Source organism: Paraburkholderia sp. RL17-381-BIF-C, assembly GCF_046026435.1.
Taxonomy (GTDB): domain Bacteria; phylum Pseudomonadota; class Gammaproteobacteria; order Burkholderiales; family Burkholderiaceae; genus Paraburkholderia.
Genome location: NZ_JARESX010000014.1, coordinates 35,284 through 51,099, shown reverse-complemented (window position 1 = coordinate 51,099; position 15,816 = coordinate 35,284). Strand labels below are relative to the sequence as shown.

At 63.8% G+C, this 15,816-nt stretch carries 15 protein-coding genes; 12 read left to right on the top strand and 3 right to left on the bottom strand.

Annotated features, from left to right (window positions below; translation table 11 throughout):
- Window positions 1-69 precede the first annotated feature (69 nt).
- Window positions 70-702, top strand: a complete 633-nt coding sequence (locus P0D70_RS11640) for a hypothetical protein (RefSeq protein ID WP_408184589.1) — start codon at window positions 70-72, stop codon at window positions 700-702.
- A 19-nt stretch (window positions 703-721) separates the two neighbouring features.
- On the top strand, window positions 722-1,225 hold the full coding sequence (locus tag P0D70_RS11635) for a M48 metallopeptidase family protein (protein WP_091792800.1): 504 nt from the start codon (window positions 722-724) through the stop codon (window positions 1,223-1,225).
- Between the two features lie 24 nt (window positions 1,226-1,249).
- Here the strand turns inward: P0D70_RS11635 and P0D70_RS11630 are convergent, their stop codons facing one another.
- Entirely contained in the window at window positions 1,250-3,565 is a 2,316-nt protein-coding gene (locus tag P0D70_RS11630; RefSeq protein WP_408184588.1) for an FdhF/YdeP family oxidoreductase, read from the bottom strand.
- Between the two features lie 171 nt (window positions 3,566-3,736).
- Here P0D70_RS11630 and P0D70_RS11625 point away from each other — a divergent pair, with 171 nt between their 5' ends.
- The 4 genes from P0D70_RS11625 (at window position 3,737) to P0D70_RS11610 (ending at window position 7,384) form a co-directional block, all read left to right on the top strand.
- Entirely contained in the window at window positions 3,737-5,179 is a 1,443-nt protein-coding gene (locus P0D70_RS11625) for an aminotransferase-like domain-containing protein (protein ID WP_408184587.1), read from the top strand.
- Window positions 5,180-5,196: 17 nt separating this feature from the next.
- Window positions 5,197-5,505: a helix-turn-helix domain-containing protein gene (locus tag P0D70_RS11620; RefSeq protein WP_408184586.1), complete on the top strand. Its 309-nt coding sequence runs from the start codon at window positions 5,197-5,199 to the stop codon at window positions 5,503-5,505.
- Window positions 5,506-5,667: 162 nt separating this feature from the next.
- Window positions 5,668-6,798, top strand: a complete 1,131-nt coding sequence (locus P0D70_RS11615; protein WP_091792804.1) for a BMP family ABC transporter substrate-binding protein — start codon at window positions 5,668-5,670, stop codon at window positions 6,796-6,798.
- A 43-nt stretch (window positions 6,799-6,841) separates the two neighbouring features.
- Window positions 6,842-7,384, top strand: a complete 543-nt coding sequence (locus P0D70_RS11610; protein ID WP_408184585.1) for a nucleoside deaminase — start codon at window positions 6,842-6,844, stop codon at window positions 7,382-7,384.
- Window positions 7,385-7,592: 208 nt separating this feature from the next.
- Here the strand turns inward: P0D70_RS11610 and P0D70_RS11605 are convergent, their stop codons facing one another.
- Entirely contained in the window at window positions 7,593-8,171 is a 579-nt protein-coding gene (locus tag P0D70_RS11605; protein ID WP_408184584.1) for a lysozyme inhibitor LprI family protein, read from the bottom strand.
- 299 nt (window positions 8,172-8,470) lie between these two features.
- Here P0D70_RS11605 and P0D70_RS11600 point away from each other — a divergent pair, with 299 nt between their 5' ends.
- The 6 genes from P0D70_RS11600 (at window position 8,471) to P0D70_RS11575 (ending at window position 14,963) form a co-directional block, all read left to right on the top strand.
- Complete coding sequence (locus P0D70_RS11600) at window positions 8,471-9,283, top strand: SH3 domain-containing protein (protein ID WP_408184583.1); 813 nt, start codon at window positions 8,471-8,473, stop codon at window positions 9,281-9,283.
- 291 nt (window positions 9,284-9,574) lie between these two features.
- On the top strand, window positions 9,575-11,884 hold the full coding sequence (locus tag P0D70_RS11595; RefSeq protein ID WP_408184582.1) for a putative bifunctional diguanylate cyclase/phosphodiesterase: 2,310 nt from the start codon (window positions 9,575-9,577) through the stop codon (window positions 11,882-11,884).
- 221 nt (window positions 11,885-12,105) lie between these two features.
- Window positions 12,106-12,294, top strand: coding sequence for a hypothetical protein (locus tag P0D70_RS11590; protein WP_091792808.1), 189 nt, complete (start codon window positions 12,106-12,108; stop codon window positions 12,292-12,294).
- Window positions 12,295-12,461: 167 nt separating this feature from the next.
- Window positions 12,462-13,862 (top strand): FAD-containing oxidoreductase, encoded by a 1,401-nt coding sequence (locus P0D70_RS11585; protein WP_408184581.1) that lies wholly within the window; start codon window positions 12,462-12,464, stop codon window positions 13,860-13,862.
- Window positions 13,863-13,889: 27 nt separating this feature from the next.
- On the top strand, window positions 13,890-14,246 hold the full coding sequence (locus P0D70_RS11580; protein ID WP_408184580.1) for a cupin domain-containing protein: 357 nt from the start codon (window positions 13,890-13,892) through the stop codon (window positions 14,244-14,246).
- 141 nt (window positions 14,247-14,387) lie between these two features.
- Window positions 14,388-14,963, top strand: a complete 576-nt coding sequence (locus P0D70_RS11575) for a TMEM175 family protein (protein WP_408184579.1) — start codon at window positions 14,388-14,390, stop codon at window positions 14,961-14,963.
- A gap of 7 nt (window positions 14,964-14,970) precedes the next feature.
- On the opposite strand, the gene P0D70_RS11570 is transcribed toward P0D70_RS11575, so the two are convergent.
- Entirely contained in the window at window positions 14,971-15,798 is an 828-nt protein-coding gene (locus tag P0D70_RS11570) for an ABC transporter permease (RefSeq protein ID WP_408184578.1), read from the bottom strand.
- Between the last annotated feature and the right edge of the window lie 18 nt (window positions 15,799-15,816).

Here is a 15,816-nt window from a genome sequence, read left to right as displayed (position 1 = left end):
ACGTGCGATGCTATGACGTAGTCAACCTGCGTGTCACACCAAGGCAACCCAACTCCAACGGAGAAATCGATGGGCAACGAAAAATCGAAGCGCGCACGCCGCGCAGCCGAAAGCCTTTTCGGGGATTTGCCGAGCGCCAGCAACACCAGGGCCAGCCGCCCCTCGAATCCCTTCGACGACGATCCATTTCAAAAGCCGGCCGGCACAACGCCGGCTGGCGATGCACTCGTCGTGCTGCCGGCCCAGTTCGAACTGCCGCCCGGTTACGAAGATGCGGCAGCCATGCGCGATGCGCTCGCCCGCATCTGGCGGATGGACTGGATCAAGGTCGGCAAGGACGAATGCGTGGTGCGCCTGCCGGTCGGCTGGCGCGCGGACAAATCGGTGGACGGTGTTCTGCGAATCGAATGCGCGGGTGTGGTTCGTGCGCAGGGCCGGATCGTGGAAGGCGCGATGCTGCAGATACTCCCGCGCTACTACCTGAAGGCGGAATTCCATGAGTCGAACGATCACTGCCGGATCGTCGTGCGGGACCGCGGCCGAAACAACGCTGTGTTGAAGGAATCGTTCTGGGACACGAGAAGCGGTCCGAACCATCCGCAGTGGAAGATTCTCTCCGACTGGCTGGACACGCAATACCCCGATCATCGCGACCCGCTGCGCTATTGGGACGATTGCGAAGACAATCGCCGCGCCGGTTGACCGAGCGCCGAGCCGAAGCATGTCCCACCTGAAATACCTCACCGGCTACCCAGCCGCGCTCCAGGAGAAGGTCAAACAGCTGATAGCCGAAGACCAACTCGGCGCGTACCTCGTCGCGCGCTACCCCAACACGCACGAGGTCCAAACGGACCGGGCGCTTTACGCGTATTGCGCGGACCTGAAACGCGAGCACCTGCGCAGCGCGGAGCAGATCGACAAGGTCACGTACGACAGCAAACTCGACGTGGTGCGCCACGCGCTGGGTCTGCATACGAGCATTTCCCGCGTGCAAGGCGGCAAGCTGAAGGCGAAGAAGGAAATCCGCATCGCGTCGCTGTTCAAATCTGCCGCGCCGGAATTTCTGAAAATGATCGTGGTGCACGAACTCGCTCATCTGAAGGAAAGCGATCACAACAAGGCGTTTTACCGCCTGTGCGAGTTCATGCAGCCGGGTTACCACCAGATCGAATTCGACTTGCGTCTCTACCTGACGCATCGGGAACTGGCGAAAAAGCAGACCTGACGATCCAGCGTCAGGTCTCGTGCATCAAGTCGCAATCGCGCCAGCCGCGGAAGCCGTCAACAACACCGGAATCGATTTCGACGTCGGCGTTCCCGCGCCGTCGGCGACCGACGAGAGCGGCACCAGCGGATTCGTCTCCGGATAATAGGCGCCGAGACAGCCGCGCGGAATGTCGTACTCGACGAGCAGAAAACCGTCCGCGTGACGTTCGATCCCATCGGCCCACACGCTCGTGATATCCACGCGTTGCCCCGCCTCGAACTCCAGCATCGCGAGATCGTCCCTGTTCGCGAACAGCACGCGACGCTGACCATACACACCGCGATAACGGTCGTCGAGGCCGTAAATCGTCGTGTTGTACTGATCGTGCGAGCGCGTCGTCATCAACGTCATCAGCCGCTCGCCATGTTGCTTGCGCGCCTGATGAATCGGCGTCGCCGTGTCGATCGCATGCACGAGGAACTGCGCCTTGCCGCTCGGCGTTTTCCAGATCCGCTCGCGTGAGGCCACGCCGAGATGAAAGCCGCCAGGGTTCTTCAGCCGCTCGTTGTAGTCCGTGAATCCCTCGATCACTTTGGCGATGCCGTCGCGAATCAGCGAATAGTCCGCTGCCTGCGCGAGCCAATCCACTTTCGCGCTGCCGAGCGTCGCATGCGCCATGCGCGCGACGATCGCGATCTCCGACAACAGATTCTCCGAAGCCGGTTTGTTCATGCCGTACGAGATATGCACCATGCTCATCGAGTCCTCGACGCTCACGCCTTGCGCGACACCGTTCTGCAAGTCGATCTCGGTGCGCCCGAGCGTCGGCAGAATCAGCGCGTCGCGGCCATGCACGAGGTGGCTGCGGTTCAGCTTGGTGGTGATGTGCACGGTGAGATCGCACGAACGCATGGCGTCCCACGTGCGCGGTGTGTCCGGCGTCGCAATCGAGAAATTGCCGCCGAGTCCAATGAATACTTTCACCTTGCCGTCGAGCATCGCCTGAATGGTGTTGACGACGTCGAGTCCGTGCTCGCGCGGCGGCTCGAAATCGTAGACTTCGCCGAGCCGGTCGAGGAACGCCTGCGTCGGCCGTTCCTCGATGCCGACCGTGCGGTCGCCTTGCACGTTCGAGTGCCCACGCACCGGGCACAGGCCCGCGCCGCGTCGGCCGATATTGCCGCGCATCATCATCAGGTTCGACAGGATCTGCACCGTCGGCACCGAGTTCTTGTGCTGCGTGAGGCCCATGCCCCACGTCGAAATCACGGCGCGTCCCTTCACGTAGATGTCGGCGAGCTTCAGCACGTCCTCGAACGGCACGCCTGCTTCGGCGACGATGGTGTCCCAGCTTTCGGCGCGCAGGTCGTCGGCGAACGCGTCGAAACCCACGGTATGCCCGGCGATAAAGGCGATGTCGAGCACGCGGTCGAGACCCGAGATCAATGCTTCGTCGTCGAGTTCGATCACGCGCTTGGCGACGCCCTTGATCAGCGCGAAGTCGCCGCCGACTTTCGGGCGAATGAACACGGAGCTGATCTTCGTGCTGCCCATCGTCAGCATTTCGACCGGATGCTGCGGGCTCGCAAAGCGTTCGAGGCCGCGCTCCTTGAGCGGATTGATCGACACGATGGTTGCGCCGCGTTTGGCGCACTCGCGCAGCTCGCCAAGCATCCGCGGATGGTTGGTGGCCGGATTCTGGCCGAAGATCAGCAGCGTATCTGCGTGTTCGAAGTCGTCGAGCGTGACCGTGCCCTTACCGATGCCGACCGTATGCGGCAAGCCGCGGCTGGTCGCCTCGTGGCACATGTTCGAGCAGTCGGGGAAGTTGTTGGTGCCGTACATGCGCACGAACAGCTGGTAGAGGAACGCGGCTTCGTTGCTCGCGCGTCCCGAGGTGTAGAAGGCGGCGCGGTCCGGATCGTCTAGCCGCTTCAGGTGCGCGGCGATCAGCTCGAACGCCTCGTCCCAGCCGATCGGCACATAACGGTCGCGCAGCGCGTCGTAGACGAGCGGGTCGGTCAGGCGACCGTGCTGTTCGAGTTCGAAGTCCGATTGCGCCATCAGTTCGGTGACCGTGTGCTGCTCGAAGAATGCGGGCGTCACGCGTTTGCTGGTCGCTTCCGCGGCCACGGCTTTCACGCCGTTTTCGCAGAACTCGAAGGTGGACGCGTGCTCGCGATCCGGCCACGCGCAGCCCGGGCAGTCGAAGCCGTTCGGCTGATTCTGCTTGAGCAGCATGCGGTAGTCGCCGCCCGTCACCTTTTCCTTGATGAGATTGATGGCGACGTACTGGAGGGCGCCCCAGCCGGCGGCGGGGTGCGTGTACGGTTCGATGCGAGCTTCGGGTTTCTTCATGAGGGTGCCGCGGTGTCGGGCCTGAACGCGCCTGGAGAGGCTGATAGGTGCAAGCCTACTGTGTTCCAAAAAGTGCGCAGCATACAGAAATTTGGAAAGGTGAGGGATACAGTTGGCGGGTTTTTGTCATAGACTGACGCTCCCACCCATGTTTTTGCTCGATCCAGGCCCTTGAATCTGTACGAAAAACTCGCCGACGAAATCACGGAAGCCGTGCGCCGCGGCGTATTCGCGGCCGGCGAGCGGATTCTCTCCGTGCGGCAGGCGAGCCAGCAACACGGCGTCAGCATCAAGACGGTGTTGCACGCTTACGCGTTGCTGGAAAACCGGGGGATTGTCGAGACGCGCCCGCAGTCGGGCTATTTCGTGCGCGACGCCGCGGCGCTGTCGGCGGCGCTCGACGCGCCGCAGCCCGGCCGCCCGCGGCCGCCGCAAGCGCCACAGACACCGCCGGTCGCGGCGACCGTGGACGTGAGCCGCCTCGTGCTGTCGACCTTGCGCAGCATCCGCGCGCACGAGGCCGTGCCGTTCGGCTCGCCGTATCCGGATCCGTCGCTGTTCCCGTGGCGGCGCATCAACCAGTATGCGAACGCGATCGCGCGACGCCAGGCGAGCTGGAATCTGATCGACGACCTGCCGCCCGGCAATCCGGAACTGATCCGGCAGATCGCCCGGCGCTACGCCGAAAACGGCGTGCCGGTCGATCCCGGCGAGATCATCATCACGCTCGGCGCGACCGAAGCGATCAACCTGAGTCTGCAGGCGGTCGCGAAACCGGGCGACACCGTCGCGGTCGAGTCGCCCACCTATTACGCGATGCTGCACGCCATCGAGCGGCTGGGCATGCGCGCGATCGAGGTGACGACGCATCCGGTTCATGGCATCGACATCGCGGCGCTCGCGCAGGTGATCGCCGAGCAGAAAGTCGCAGCGTGCATGGTGATGCCGAACTTCCAGAATCCGCTCGGCTTCCGCATGCCCGATACGCGCAAGCGGCAACTGGTGGAACTGCTCGCCGCGCACGAGATTCCCGTGATCGAGAACGACGTCTATCAGGAGCTGTACTTCGGCGAGACGCGGCCGTCGACCTTGAAGAACTTCGACACCAAAGGGCTGGTGTTGCATTGCGCGTCGTTTTCGAAGAGTCTGACCGCGTCGTACCGGATCGGCTGGGCGCTGCCGGGACGCTATCGCGCGCAGGTCGAGAAGCTGAAGTTTCTCAACACGCTGACCACGCCGTCGGTGCCGCAAGTCGCGGTCGCCGACTATTTGCGGCAGGACGGCTACGACCGCCACTTGCGGCACGTGCGCAAGGTCTACCGGCAGCAGGCGAGCATCATGATGGCGATGGTGCAGCGGTTTTTTCCGGCGGGCACGCGCATGTCGACGCCGCAAGGCGGCTATGTGCTGTGGGTCGAGTTGCCGGACAGCGTCGATTCGATGCGGCTTTACCAGGCGGCGCTCGCGCGCGGCATCACCGTTGGGCCTGGCACGATGTTTTCGACGCGCAACGATTTTCGCCACTTTATCCGGCTCAACTACAGCTATCCGTGGACGGCGCAGACCGAAGCGGCGTTGAAGACGCTCGGCGAACTGGTCACGCAGATGGCGTAAGGACAAGGAGACTCACCATGGAAGACGACGAACTCGATCCGGTGCTCGCCGCCGTGCTGATGCAACTCTGGCGAGCGCATCGGGAAACGCCGGGCGGCGTGTGGTCGCTCGCCAAACTGTCGAAGCAGGCCGGCGTGCCGATGAGCGGCCTGCGGCGGCATTTAACGGCGCTCGTCGACGGTGGTCTGGTGCTCACCACCTTCAGCGAGGAAGGCACCGGCACGGCGCGCCTGAGCGAACTCGGCGAAACGCTGTGCGGCGAGTTGTTCGGCGACGGCGAGGCTCCCGATGAAGTTCAGCCGGACCCGCCGCCGAAACTTCACTGAGGCGTCGTCCGGTCACCAAAATACGGGTTTCGTTATGGGCGGGATAACGAATAATAATTTTGCCGCTGAAATTGACCTTCGAATATGGCCCCCTATGCTGGAGCCTTGCCCGGGTTATCCCGAGCGCTGGGGCAGGCACCTTCAACCATCTTCGGAGAATTCATGAAAACAACGCTGGCGCGAGCGCTGCATCATTCACTGCGCATCAAAACCGTCCGAACCGTACTCGCGGCAACGCTTGGCGCGACGCTGGCATTCAGCGCCGCCGGGGCGGCCGCCGCCACCACGCAGCCGATCGGCATCGCCTTCGTCTATCTCGGCAATCCGGGCGACGCGGGCTGGACCTACGCTCACGAGCAGGGCGTGAAGGAAGTCGAGGCGAAGTTCGGCGACAAGGTCAAAGTGACGCGCGTGGAAAACGTGCCGGAGTCGGCGGATTCGGAGCGCGTGTTCCGCGACCTGGCGTCGAAGGGCAACAAGATCGTGGTGGGCTCGAGTTTCGGCTTCCAGGATTTCGAACTGAAAGTGGCCAAGGACTTCCCGGACACCGTGTTCGAGCATGCGACCGGCTACAAGAAGGCGGCCAACTTCGCCACCTACGACGTACGCACCTATCAAAGCGCATACCTGGCCGGCCTCGTCGCGGGCTATACGACCAAGTCGAACACGCTCGGTTTTGTCGGCTCGGTGCCGGTGCCTGAAGTGGTGCGCAACATCAATGCATTCACGATGGGTGCGCGTTCGGTCAATCCAAAGGCGCGCGTGAAAGTGGTGTGGATCAATAGCTGGTTCGATCCGGGCCGCGAAAAGCAGGCCGCCGAAACGCTGATCGGCCAGGGCGCCGACGTGCTGATCCAGAACACCGATTCGACGGCGACGATGCAGACCGCCGAGCAGAAGAAGGTGCATGCGTTCGGCTGGGACTCGAATATGAAGAAGTTCGGGCCGAATGCGCAACTGGGTGCGTGCGTGAGCAACTGGGGCGTGTACTACACGCATCTGGTGGAGCAGGTGATGTCGGGCACATGGAACAACTCGCCGGTGTGGTGGGGGCTGAAAGAGAAGGCGATCGATCTCGCCGACATCAACACTGAAGCCGTGTCGCCGACCGCGCAGAAAGCCTTGAGCCAGAAGCGCGACGACATCATCTCCGGCAAGTTCAATCCGTTTGCCGGACCGATCATGGATCAGTCCGGCGCGGTGAAGGTGGCCGCCGGCAAGTCGCTGAGCGATCCGGAACTGCTGCGTTTGAACTGGTTCGTAGAGGGCGTGGACGGTACGCTGCCGAAGTAATAATTTGCTTCGCAAATCTAACTATTATTCAAGGAGATCGCCCGTGAGTCTGACCGTCTCGAGCGGGGCCGCCGCTGCGGCCTCGAACTATCCGCCGCAGGGTTTGACGCCCACGCACGAGCAGATCGTGCGGCATCTGCAGCATTCGAGCCGGGTGGCCGAACGGGCGACGCTGCTAGGGCACCATCCGTTCGGCGCGGTGCTGGTCGGCCCGGACCAGGAGACGGTGCTGATGGAGCAGGGCAACGTCGATACGGTGAATCACGCCGAGTCGGTGCTCGCGCGCGTGGCCGCGTTGAACTTCACGCCGGAGTATTTGTGGAGTTGCACGCTGTACACATCGGTCGAACCGTGCTGCATGTGCGCCGGGACGATGTATTGGGCCAACATCGGCCGGGTCGTGTTCGGCATGACCGAAAAGCGCTTGCTGGAAGCGACCGGCGATCACGCCGAGAATCCCACCATGAGCGTGGATTGCCGGTATGTCTTCGATCATTGCCAGAAACCGGTGGAGGTGATCGGGCCGATCCCCGAGGTGGAAGCCGAGGTGATGGAAGTTCAGCGCAGATTCTGGAGCGGTCGGTAGCGGCGGTTTCTTCCTTCCTGGCTTTTTCCCTTCTCCCGAGCGGCGCTTTTCGCGGTTCCGGGAGAAGGGCGTCTTGCCTTGTCGCTGGCGGCGTGTCCACGCATAGCGCGCACCTCGGTGCTCGCCTTCCTGCTCGCCATCTCGCCTGCTCGCGTAAGCGCGCGCCTGTATCGCCGCGTTGGCGCGGCAGGTATGCGCAACAGCCTTCCTAGTTCGCGGCGTCCGCCTGCAGTTCCGCCGGCGCCAGTGTGGCCACGCCGCAAAACCAGCCGCCGTCATGCGGCTTGTGTTTCCATTGACTGCCGTTCTCCGTGAGCACGGCTGAGCACTGCTCGTTCACTACGATCCCCGGATTCGCCGCCGTGCACTGAAGCATCGCCATGCCGGTGGACTGCTCAGGAGCCACGACCGGCCTGCTGCGCGAGTCCGGTTCGGCCGGTGAGGCAAACGGCTGCGGCGTCCCCGCTTGCAGGCTTTCTATCAGCTGCTGCAGTTCTTCGATGCGCGTTGCGTACCACGTCCCCAGACACGCCGAGTCACGGCAATTTGCTTCCCGCCATGCCCACTTACTGTCGCTGTCGGTGAGAAAGGCGCGCCGGTTGGCGACTCGCCGCCGGGCTTTCCAGTACAGTTGCCCGAGGGTGTCGTCGAGCTTCGAGAGCGCGGGGTCGTGGCAAATCATCTTCTCGGTCAGCGAGCGCCCCTTATTGCAGTCGAAGCTCGCGGCATGGGCGAGCGGATGCGTGAGCATGAGCGCGGCGATCAGAAGCGGACGGAGGAGGTTCATCGCAGTCCCGGCAGTGCATGGCTTTTTCATGGAAGCGATGATCGGTCGGATTGCCGAAACATGGACGCCGGAAAAACGCGTGACTTCGACCGGGTGGTTACCAAATCTTGCCAGGCGAAGACGCCGCAAGAATCGATTGAGGATCGACTGAACGCTTTCAGGCACGCGCCGTGCAACGTCCTTACAGGTAGCTGGCATCGCGCGGCAACGCGATGAGTTGTGCAAGAAGAAACAATATTCATAACGCATCAGCAGAGGCGTGCCGGCGGCGGACCGCGGACGCTGAATCGGGAGAAAGAATGAAACAACACCTCGTTCGATGTCTTTATGCGGCGGCCGGCGTGCTGGCATTGCCCGCCGTGGCGTGCGCACAGTCGCAGGCGTACACGAATGGCACGGTCAACGTGCGCGCGGGCCCGGCCTCCGACTACCCGGTCGTGACGCAACTGCCGGGCGGTGTGCCGGTGAGCGTGATGGGGTGTATCAGTAACTATGAATGGTGTGATATCGCCGCGCCCAATCTGCGCGGCTGGGTCTATGCGGGGCGGCTCAGCTATCCGTATCAGGGCGCCAATGTGCCTGTGATGAACTACGGTACGGTGATCGGCCTGCCCATCGTGACGTTCTCGATTGGCACGTATTGGGGCGATTACTATCGCGGACGACCTTGGTACGGCCAGCAATCGCGCTGGGCGCATCATCCGCCGCCGCCTCCGCCGCGTCCTGACGCCGGACGGCCACCCGGAGGTCGTCCACCGGGCGGTCCGCCGCCGGGGCACGGAGGTGGCAGGCCGCAGGGTGGACCGCCGCCGGGACACGACGGAGGAAGGCCGCAGGGCGGCCCGTCGTCGGGGCATGACGGGGGAAGGCCGCAGGGTGGATCGCCGCCGGGACACGACGGGGGAAGGCCGCAGGGTGGACCGCCGTCCGGGCATGACGGGGGAAGGCCGCAGGGCGGTCCGCCGCCGGGGAACGCGGGCGGCCATCCGCCTCAAGGTGGCGGAGGTGGTGGCGGTCGGCCGCCGGGCGGCGGAAACGGTGGGCATGGCGGCGGAAACGGCGGCGGAGAAAAGGGCGGCGGCGGGGGCCGCCCACCGGACCAGCACGGCTGATCGCAACCACGCGGCCGACAAATATCAAAAAGTCACCAAAAAAGCCGTCGCGACAGGCTAATGCTTGATTCGGGTTCCGGCGTTCCGCCAAGCAGTGTCGGAACCCCGCCTGCGGAACCCGAACAGAATGCCGTCATCTCGTCCCGGCAACTGAACCGTTTGATCCGGTGATTGACAGTCGAGATCAAGCGGGCATTGCGCGATGCGCGAAGAATAAAATTCGCGACCCTCGCGTAAACCCCGGTGTGCCGCGTACACTAAACTGCCGATGTCGGGTTAGGGGGCGCACAAATGACTTGCGAAGCGACATCAGAAAACAAGACGGGAGCCGCGCCTGAAGGCATTCGCTACTGTGCGAATCTGGCCGAAGGCGTGCTCGCGTCCGAGCGCACGGTGTTGCGATTGATTACGCAGAACACACCGCTGCCGGAATTGCTCGACGAAGTATGCCGCCGCGCGGAAGCGCTGCTGGGGGAAGGTGCGTCCTGTTCGATCCTGTTGCTCGACGCCGACGGCGTGCACGCCAGGGTCGGCGGCGCGCCTTCGCTGCCCAGGCACTACAGCGCGGCCATCGACGGCGTGATGATCGGGCCACAGGTGGGCTCATGCGGGACTGCGATGTTCGAGCGGCGTCTCGTCGCCGTCGACGATATCGAAACCGATCCGCTGTGGGCCGACTACCGGCACCTCGCGTTGCCGATCGGCCTGCGGTCCTGCTGGTCGGTGCACTTTGAGAACGATTCCGGCGTGGTGCTCGGCGCATTCGCGGTGTATTACCGCACGTCGCGCCGCCCCAGTGCCGAAGAAGAAGCGATGCTGCGCGACATCGGCCGCAGCGTTGGTCTGGCCGTGCATCAGGACGCCATGGCGCAGCGGCTCGCGCACAGCGAGGAGCATCACCGTCTGGTGGTCCATCACCTGATCGAAGGGATCGTCGTGCAGTCGCGCGCGGGCGTGGTGTTGGCCTGCAACCCGAGCGCGCAGCGGATCTTGCGCGCAACGCCGGAGCTCGTCGGCCGCAGTATTCAGTCGGTGATGGTGCGCGCGTATCACGAGGACGGCTCGCTCGTCACCGAGGCCGCGCGCCCGACCGCTCAGGTGCTCGCCACCGGCAAACCCGTGCTGGGTGTCACGATCGGCGTGGAGCTGATTGGCGGCGACATCGTCTGGATCACCGAGAACGTGGTGCCGATCATCAAGCCGGGCGATACCGAGCCCAGCTCGGTGCTGATCTCGTTTACGGACATCGGACCCGTGCGCGAAGCGCAACGGCAACTCAAATTCCTCGCTACCCGCGATTCGCTCACCGGCCTCTACAACCGCGCGTACCTCACCGAGCGGCTGCGCGATCTGTTCTCGCTCGACACCGCGTCCGGCGTCGGCGAACTGGCGAGCGTCGCCGTGCTGTTCGTCGACCTGGACGGCTTCAAGAAGGTCAACGACACCGCGGGTCACGAGGCTGGCGACTCCCTGCTTTGCAGCGTGGCGCAACGGCTCTCGGCGTGTATCTCGCCGGAGGACACGCTCGCGCGGGTGGGCGGCGACGAATTCGTGATCGTGGTCAGCGCGTATGAGAACACCGGGCAGCTGATCGGCCTCGCGCGGCGCATCCTCGACATGATCGCGGAGCCGTTCGCGGTGGCGGACAACGAGTACTACCTGGGCGCGTCGATCGGCATCAGCCGCTTTCCCGAGGACGGCCAGGATGTGGCCACGCTGATGCGCAACGCCGATTCGGCCATGTATCACGCCAAACAGCGCGGCCGCAACAACTTCCAGTTCTTCACCGCCGAGCTGAATCAGCAGTTGCAACGGCGCTTCACGATCGAGCAATCGCTGCGGCGCGCGCTCGCTTCCAACGAACTGAGCCTCGTGTACCAGCCGATCGTCGACAGCCGCGACGGCCGCACGATCGGCGCGGAAGCGCTGCTGCGCTGGTACAACAGCGAACTGGGCAACGTGTCGCCGGGGGAATTCATCCCCGTCGCCGAAGATGCGGGCCTGATCGGCGAGATCGGCAACTTCGTGCTGGCGCGGGCCTGCGAGCAGGTGGCGCAATGGCGGCGCACGCTGGCGCCGGAACTGATCGTCGCGGTGAACCTGTCGCCCCGGCAGTTCAACGACGGCCTGGTGGAGCGCATCCAGCGCTGCCTGATGCAATCCGGGCTCGAGCCGTCGGCGCTGGAACTGGAAATCACCGAACGGCTGCTAATGAGCGACAGCGAAACCGTGTTGCCCATGCTGAGCACGCTGAACGACATGGGCGTGCGCATTTCCGTCGACGATTTCGGCACAGGTTATTCGTCGCTGTCTTATCTGAAACGCTTTCCGCTGCATAACCTGAAGATCGACCGCTCGTTCGTCGCCGGCTTGCCGGATCATCGCGATTCGATTGCGATTACGCAGGCCGTGGTGGCGATGGCGCACTCGCTCGGCATGAACGTTACCGCCGAAGGGGTGGAAACCGCCGAACAGGCGGCGTTCCTGCGCGCGATCCATTGCGACAAGCAGCAGGGCTATTTTTACAGCCGCCCGGTCGGGGCCAGTGCGTATGCGCGTAGTTTGTGGGACGCGCAGATCGGTCTGGTCGACGCGTCCTGAGCGCGCCGGCGCTTACGCGCGCAAGCCTGTGCGCCTTGCCAGGCTTGGCTGCGCGGGATTTCGTCGTGCGCGGGCGCGTGGGGCCGGATTCGATTGTTCGGTTTGACAAACAAGTGCCTTCGCGTTAGCGGTATTTATCCGCGAGGGCCACCTCCCTACAATCCTCCCATCGAAACGTGAATAGAGCGAAGCCGAAGCGGCGCCGCTCGACGGGAGTTGTCATGCCAGCTTTGATCAGGAACCAGCTTTACCGGCCGTCGGTGCTATTGCCGATGGTCGCCCTCATGCAGGTGATGGTGTCGCAGGATTTCAACCTGGGCCAGGTCGGCTGGGTCGTGGCGTCGCGCGGCGCGCAGGCCGCGCTGCAACGCTCGCGTGAATTGATCTGCGCCGTGCATTGCCACGATTAAGCCTCGCGGCTTTGCGGACGGTGAGAAGCAATAATCCGGAACAGTTGGCATTCGAATGACAATTAGTCGGTGATCAGCAACCACCGGCAACCGGCAACGCAGCATGGCGATTCGAGAGGCTGAGGGTAAGATGCTACGACATGCATCCCAGCTTCCGGAGAGTTGCCATGTCACAGCACTTCGATGCAGTCGTGATCGGTACGGGACAAGGCGGCGCGCCGCTTGCCGTGCGTCTCGGTCAAAGCGGCCGTAAAACCGCGGTCATCGAGCGCGGGGCCTTTGGCGGCACGTGCGTGAACGTCGGCTGCACCCCGACCAAATCCTACGTCGCCAGTGCTCGCGCGGCGCATGTCGCGCGCCATTGCGCGGAACTCGGCGTGCAACTGAGCGGGGCGGTCAGCGTCGATCTGGCGGCCGTCAAGGCGCGCAAGGACAGGATCATCGGGCAGTCGCGCGACGGCGTCGAGAAATGGCTGCGCGGCGCGAAGAACGTGGGCGTGTTCAAAGGCCATGCGCGCTTTACCGGACCTCATGCGCTTTCGGTTAGCGGACCGGACGGCAAGCTGCTCGACGAGCTCAGCGCCGACGAAATCTTCATCAACACAGGCACGCGCGCCGTCGTGCCGCCGCTCCACGGTCTCGAGCGGATTCCGTACTACACGAACTCCAATCTGCTCGAACTGACGGAATTGCCGGGTCATCTGGTGATTGTCGGCGCGAGCTATATCGCGCTCGAATTCGCGCAGATCTTTCGCCGCTTTGGCAGCCGCGTGACCGTGCTGGTGCGCGGCGAACGCGTGCTCACCCGCGAGGACGCCGACTTCGCCGAATCCGTGCAGAAGGTGCTCGCCCGCGAGGGTGTCGAGTTTCACTTCGGCGTGCAGCCTTCGCGAGTCGAGCCGCATCCGCATCACCCGAACGAAGTGTGTATCGGCTTCGAGCAGAACATTCCGGCGCTCGAAGCGTCGCATCTGCTGTTCGCCACCGGCCGTGAGCCGAATACCGACGACCTCGGCCTCGCGGCCGCCGGCATCACGACGGACAAGCACGGCACGATTCCCGTGGACGGCCAGTTGCGCACCAACGTGCCGGGCGTGTGGGCGATCGGCGACGTCAACGGGCGTGGCGCTTTTACCCACACTTCCTACGACGACTTTCAGATCGTCGCGGCCAACCTGCTCGACGGCGGCGCGCGCACCGTGGACGCACGCATCATGGCGTATGCCGTGTTCGTCGATCCGCCGCTTGCGCGTGTCGGCGCTTCGGAGGCCGAGGTGCGCAAAGCGGGCCGCGATGCGCTGATCGCCACCATGCCGATGTCGCGCGTGGGCCGTGCGCGCGAACGCGGCGAGACCGATGGCTTCATGAAGGTGATGGTCGACGCGCAGAGCAAGCAGATTCTCGGGGCGGCCATTCACGGCATTGAAGGCGACGAGGCGATTCATACCTTCATCGACATCATGACGGCGGGCGCGCCGTATCCGACTTTGCAGTACGCCATGCATATTCATCCGACCATCAGCGAACTGGTGCCGACCTTGCTCGACGGGCTCAAGCCCATGAAGTGAGCGGTACGCACAAGCGGAGCAGCCACGATGAAGCGTGTGATGCGGAGCGGCAATCTGTTCGACCCCGGCGCGTCGGCGGGCGGGAGCGAGGGCGAGCAGGTCGACGCCCTGGTGGAGCAGGGTGGCGTGAGCATCGAGCGGATCGTCTCGATGGGGCACGCCAGCCCGCCGGGCTTCTGGTACGACAGTCCTCGCGCCGAGTTTGTCGTGCTGCTGAGCGGCGCGGCCACGCTCGAATTCGAAGGCGAGGCCGAGCCGCTTTCGATGAAGCCCGGCGATCACGTGCTGATCGAAGCGCATTGCCGGCATCGGGTGGCATGGACAAGCGACCGGGAGCCCAGCGTGTGGCTCGCCGTCTACTACCCGGACGACGCTTCGCGCTGAACACGGCACGCGGGTCGAACCCGGCCGGATCGACAAATCGTTACGGCTTCGCGGATAATCGGCAGCGGCGCGGGTCGCCCGCGGAGTGCGGGCCGCCTTGGCGCGCAACCGCATTCAACACCATCATCAGGAATCCAATCCATGGGCAAAGGACGTGTCGAAGCCTTCAGCGATGGCGTGATCGCCATCATCATCACGATCATGGTGCTCGAGTTGAAGGTGCCGGAAGGCTTCGATCTCGCGGCGCTGCGCCCGGTGCTCCCCGTGTTCTGCGCATATGTGCTGAGTTTCATCTACGTGGGCATCTACTGGAACAATCATCATCACATGTTCCATGCCGTGCAGAAGGTCAACGGCGCGGTGCTGTGGGCGAACCTCCATCTGCTGTTCTGGCTGTCGCTGCTGCCGGCCGTCACGCACTGGGTCGGCGAAAACCATCTCGCCTCCTGGCCGACCGCGATGTACGGCGTGGTGCTGTTCATGTCGGCGATCGCCTATTTCATCCTCATGCGGGTGCTGATTCGCGAGCACGGCGAGGATTCGACTCTCGCGAAAGCGATCGGCAATGACTTCAAGGGCAAGGTTTCGGTCGTGATCTATCTCACGGGTATCGCGCTGGCGTTCGTCGTGCCGTGGGGTTCGGCGGCGCTTTATACGCTCGCCGCCGCGTGGTGGCTGGTGCCGGATCGCCGTATCGAACACGTGATGGAAGCGTGAGCGCGCATCAGGTGAGCGCGCTGCTGGCGGCGGCCGCGCGCCCGCGCAGCCAGTTGATGCTCGCGAAGAGCAGCACGGCGAATACGATCAGCATCGTCGCGACGGCGAGAATCGAGGGGTCGATCGAGTCGCGAATGCCGCTCCACATCTGTCGCGGTACGGTGGTTTGATCCGGGCCGCCAATGAACAGAATCACGATCACTTCATCGAACGAGGTCGCGAAGGCGAACACGCTGCCGGTTGCGACCGCCGGCATGATGAGCGGCAGCGTGACGCGCCGGAACGTGACCCAGGGCGCCGCGCCGAGCCCGGAAGCGGCGCGCAACAAACTCTGATCGAACGACAGCAGCGATGCGGTCACGGTGATCACGACGAATGGCGTGCCGAGCGCCGCGTGCGCCAGCACCACGCCGGGATACGAGTTGACGAGGCCGAGCGGCGCGAAGATCAGATAGAAGCCCGCCGCGACCACGACGATCGGCACGATCATCGGCGAAATGATGATCGGCATGATCAGCGAGCGCAGCGGAAACTGCGCGCGCGAAAGACCCAGCGCGGCGAGCGTGCCGAGACACGTGGCGATCAACGTAGACGCCGCGCCGATGCCGATGCTGTTCAGGAGCGAGCGTTGCCAGTCCGCGCTCGTGAGCGCCTGCTCATACCAGCGGAACGAGAAGCCCTGCATCGGGTACGAGAAGTACGAACCCGAATTGAATGAGAGCGGGATGATGGCGAGAATCGGCGCAATCAGAAAGAAAAGCACGAGCGCCGTGTGTACTCGCACCCAGCGTGTGGCGATGCGTTCCGTCAGCACCTTGTTGCGTTTGTCTTGCATGTCGTTCCTTCGTCGTGT

What these genes read in the sequence shown, in the direction of transcription:
- P0D70_RS11640 (WP_408184589.1), top strand. Translation starts at nt 70, where the DNA reads ATGGGCAACGAAAAATCGAAGCGCGCACGCCGCGCAGCCGAAAGCCTT.
- P0D70_RS11635 (WP_091792800.1), top strand. Translation starts at nt 722, where the DNA reads ATGTCCCACCTGAAATACCTCACCGGCTACCCAGCCGCGCTCCAGGAG.
- P0D70_RS11630 (WP_408184588.1), bottom strand. Translation starts at nt 3,565, where the DNA reads ATGAAGAAACCCGAAGCTCGCATCGAACCGTACACGCACCCCGCCGCC.
- P0D70_RS11620 (WP_408184586.1), top strand. Translation starts at nt 5,197, where the DNA reads ATGGAAGACGACGAACTCGATCCGGTGCTCGCCGCCGTGCTGATGCAA.
- P0D70_RS11615 (WP_091792804.1), top strand. Translation starts at nt 5,668, where the DNA reads ATGAAAACAACGCTGGCGCGAGCGCTGCATCATTCACTGCGCATCAAA.
- P0D70_RS11605 (WP_408184584.1), bottom strand. Translation starts at nt 8,171, where the DNA reads ATGAACCTCCTCCGTCCGCTTCTGATCGCCGCGCTCATGCTCACGCAT.
- P0D70_RS11600 (WP_408184583.1), top strand. Translation starts at nt 8,471, where the DNA reads ATGAAACAACACCTCGTTCGATGTCTTTATGCGGCGGCCGGCGTGCTG.
- P0D70_RS11595 (WP_408184582.1), top strand. Translation starts at nt 9,575, where the DNA reads ATGACTTGCGAAGCGACATCAGAAAACAAGACGGGAGCCGCGCCTGAA.
- P0D70_RS11590 (WP_091792808.1), top strand. Translation starts at nt 12,106, where the DNA reads ATGCCAGCTTTGATCAGGAACCAGCTTTACCGGCCGTCGGTGCTATTG.
- P0D70_RS11585 (WP_408184581.1), top strand. Translation starts at nt 12,462, where the DNA reads ATGTCACAGCACTTCGATGCAGTCGTGATCGGTACGGGACAAGGCGGC.
- P0D70_RS11580 (WP_408184580.1), top strand. Translation starts at nt 13,890, where the DNA reads ATGAAGCGTGTGATGCGGAGCGGCAATCTGTTCGACCCCGGCGCGTCG.
- P0D70_RS11575 (WP_408184579.1), top strand. Translation starts at nt 14,388, where the DNA reads ATGGGCAAAGGACGTGTCGAAGCCTTCAGCGATGGCGTGATCGCCATC.
- P0D70_RS11570 (WP_408184578.1), bottom strand. Translation starts at nt 15,798, where the DNA reads ATGCAAGACAAACGCAACAAGGTGCTGACGGAACGCATCGCCACACGC.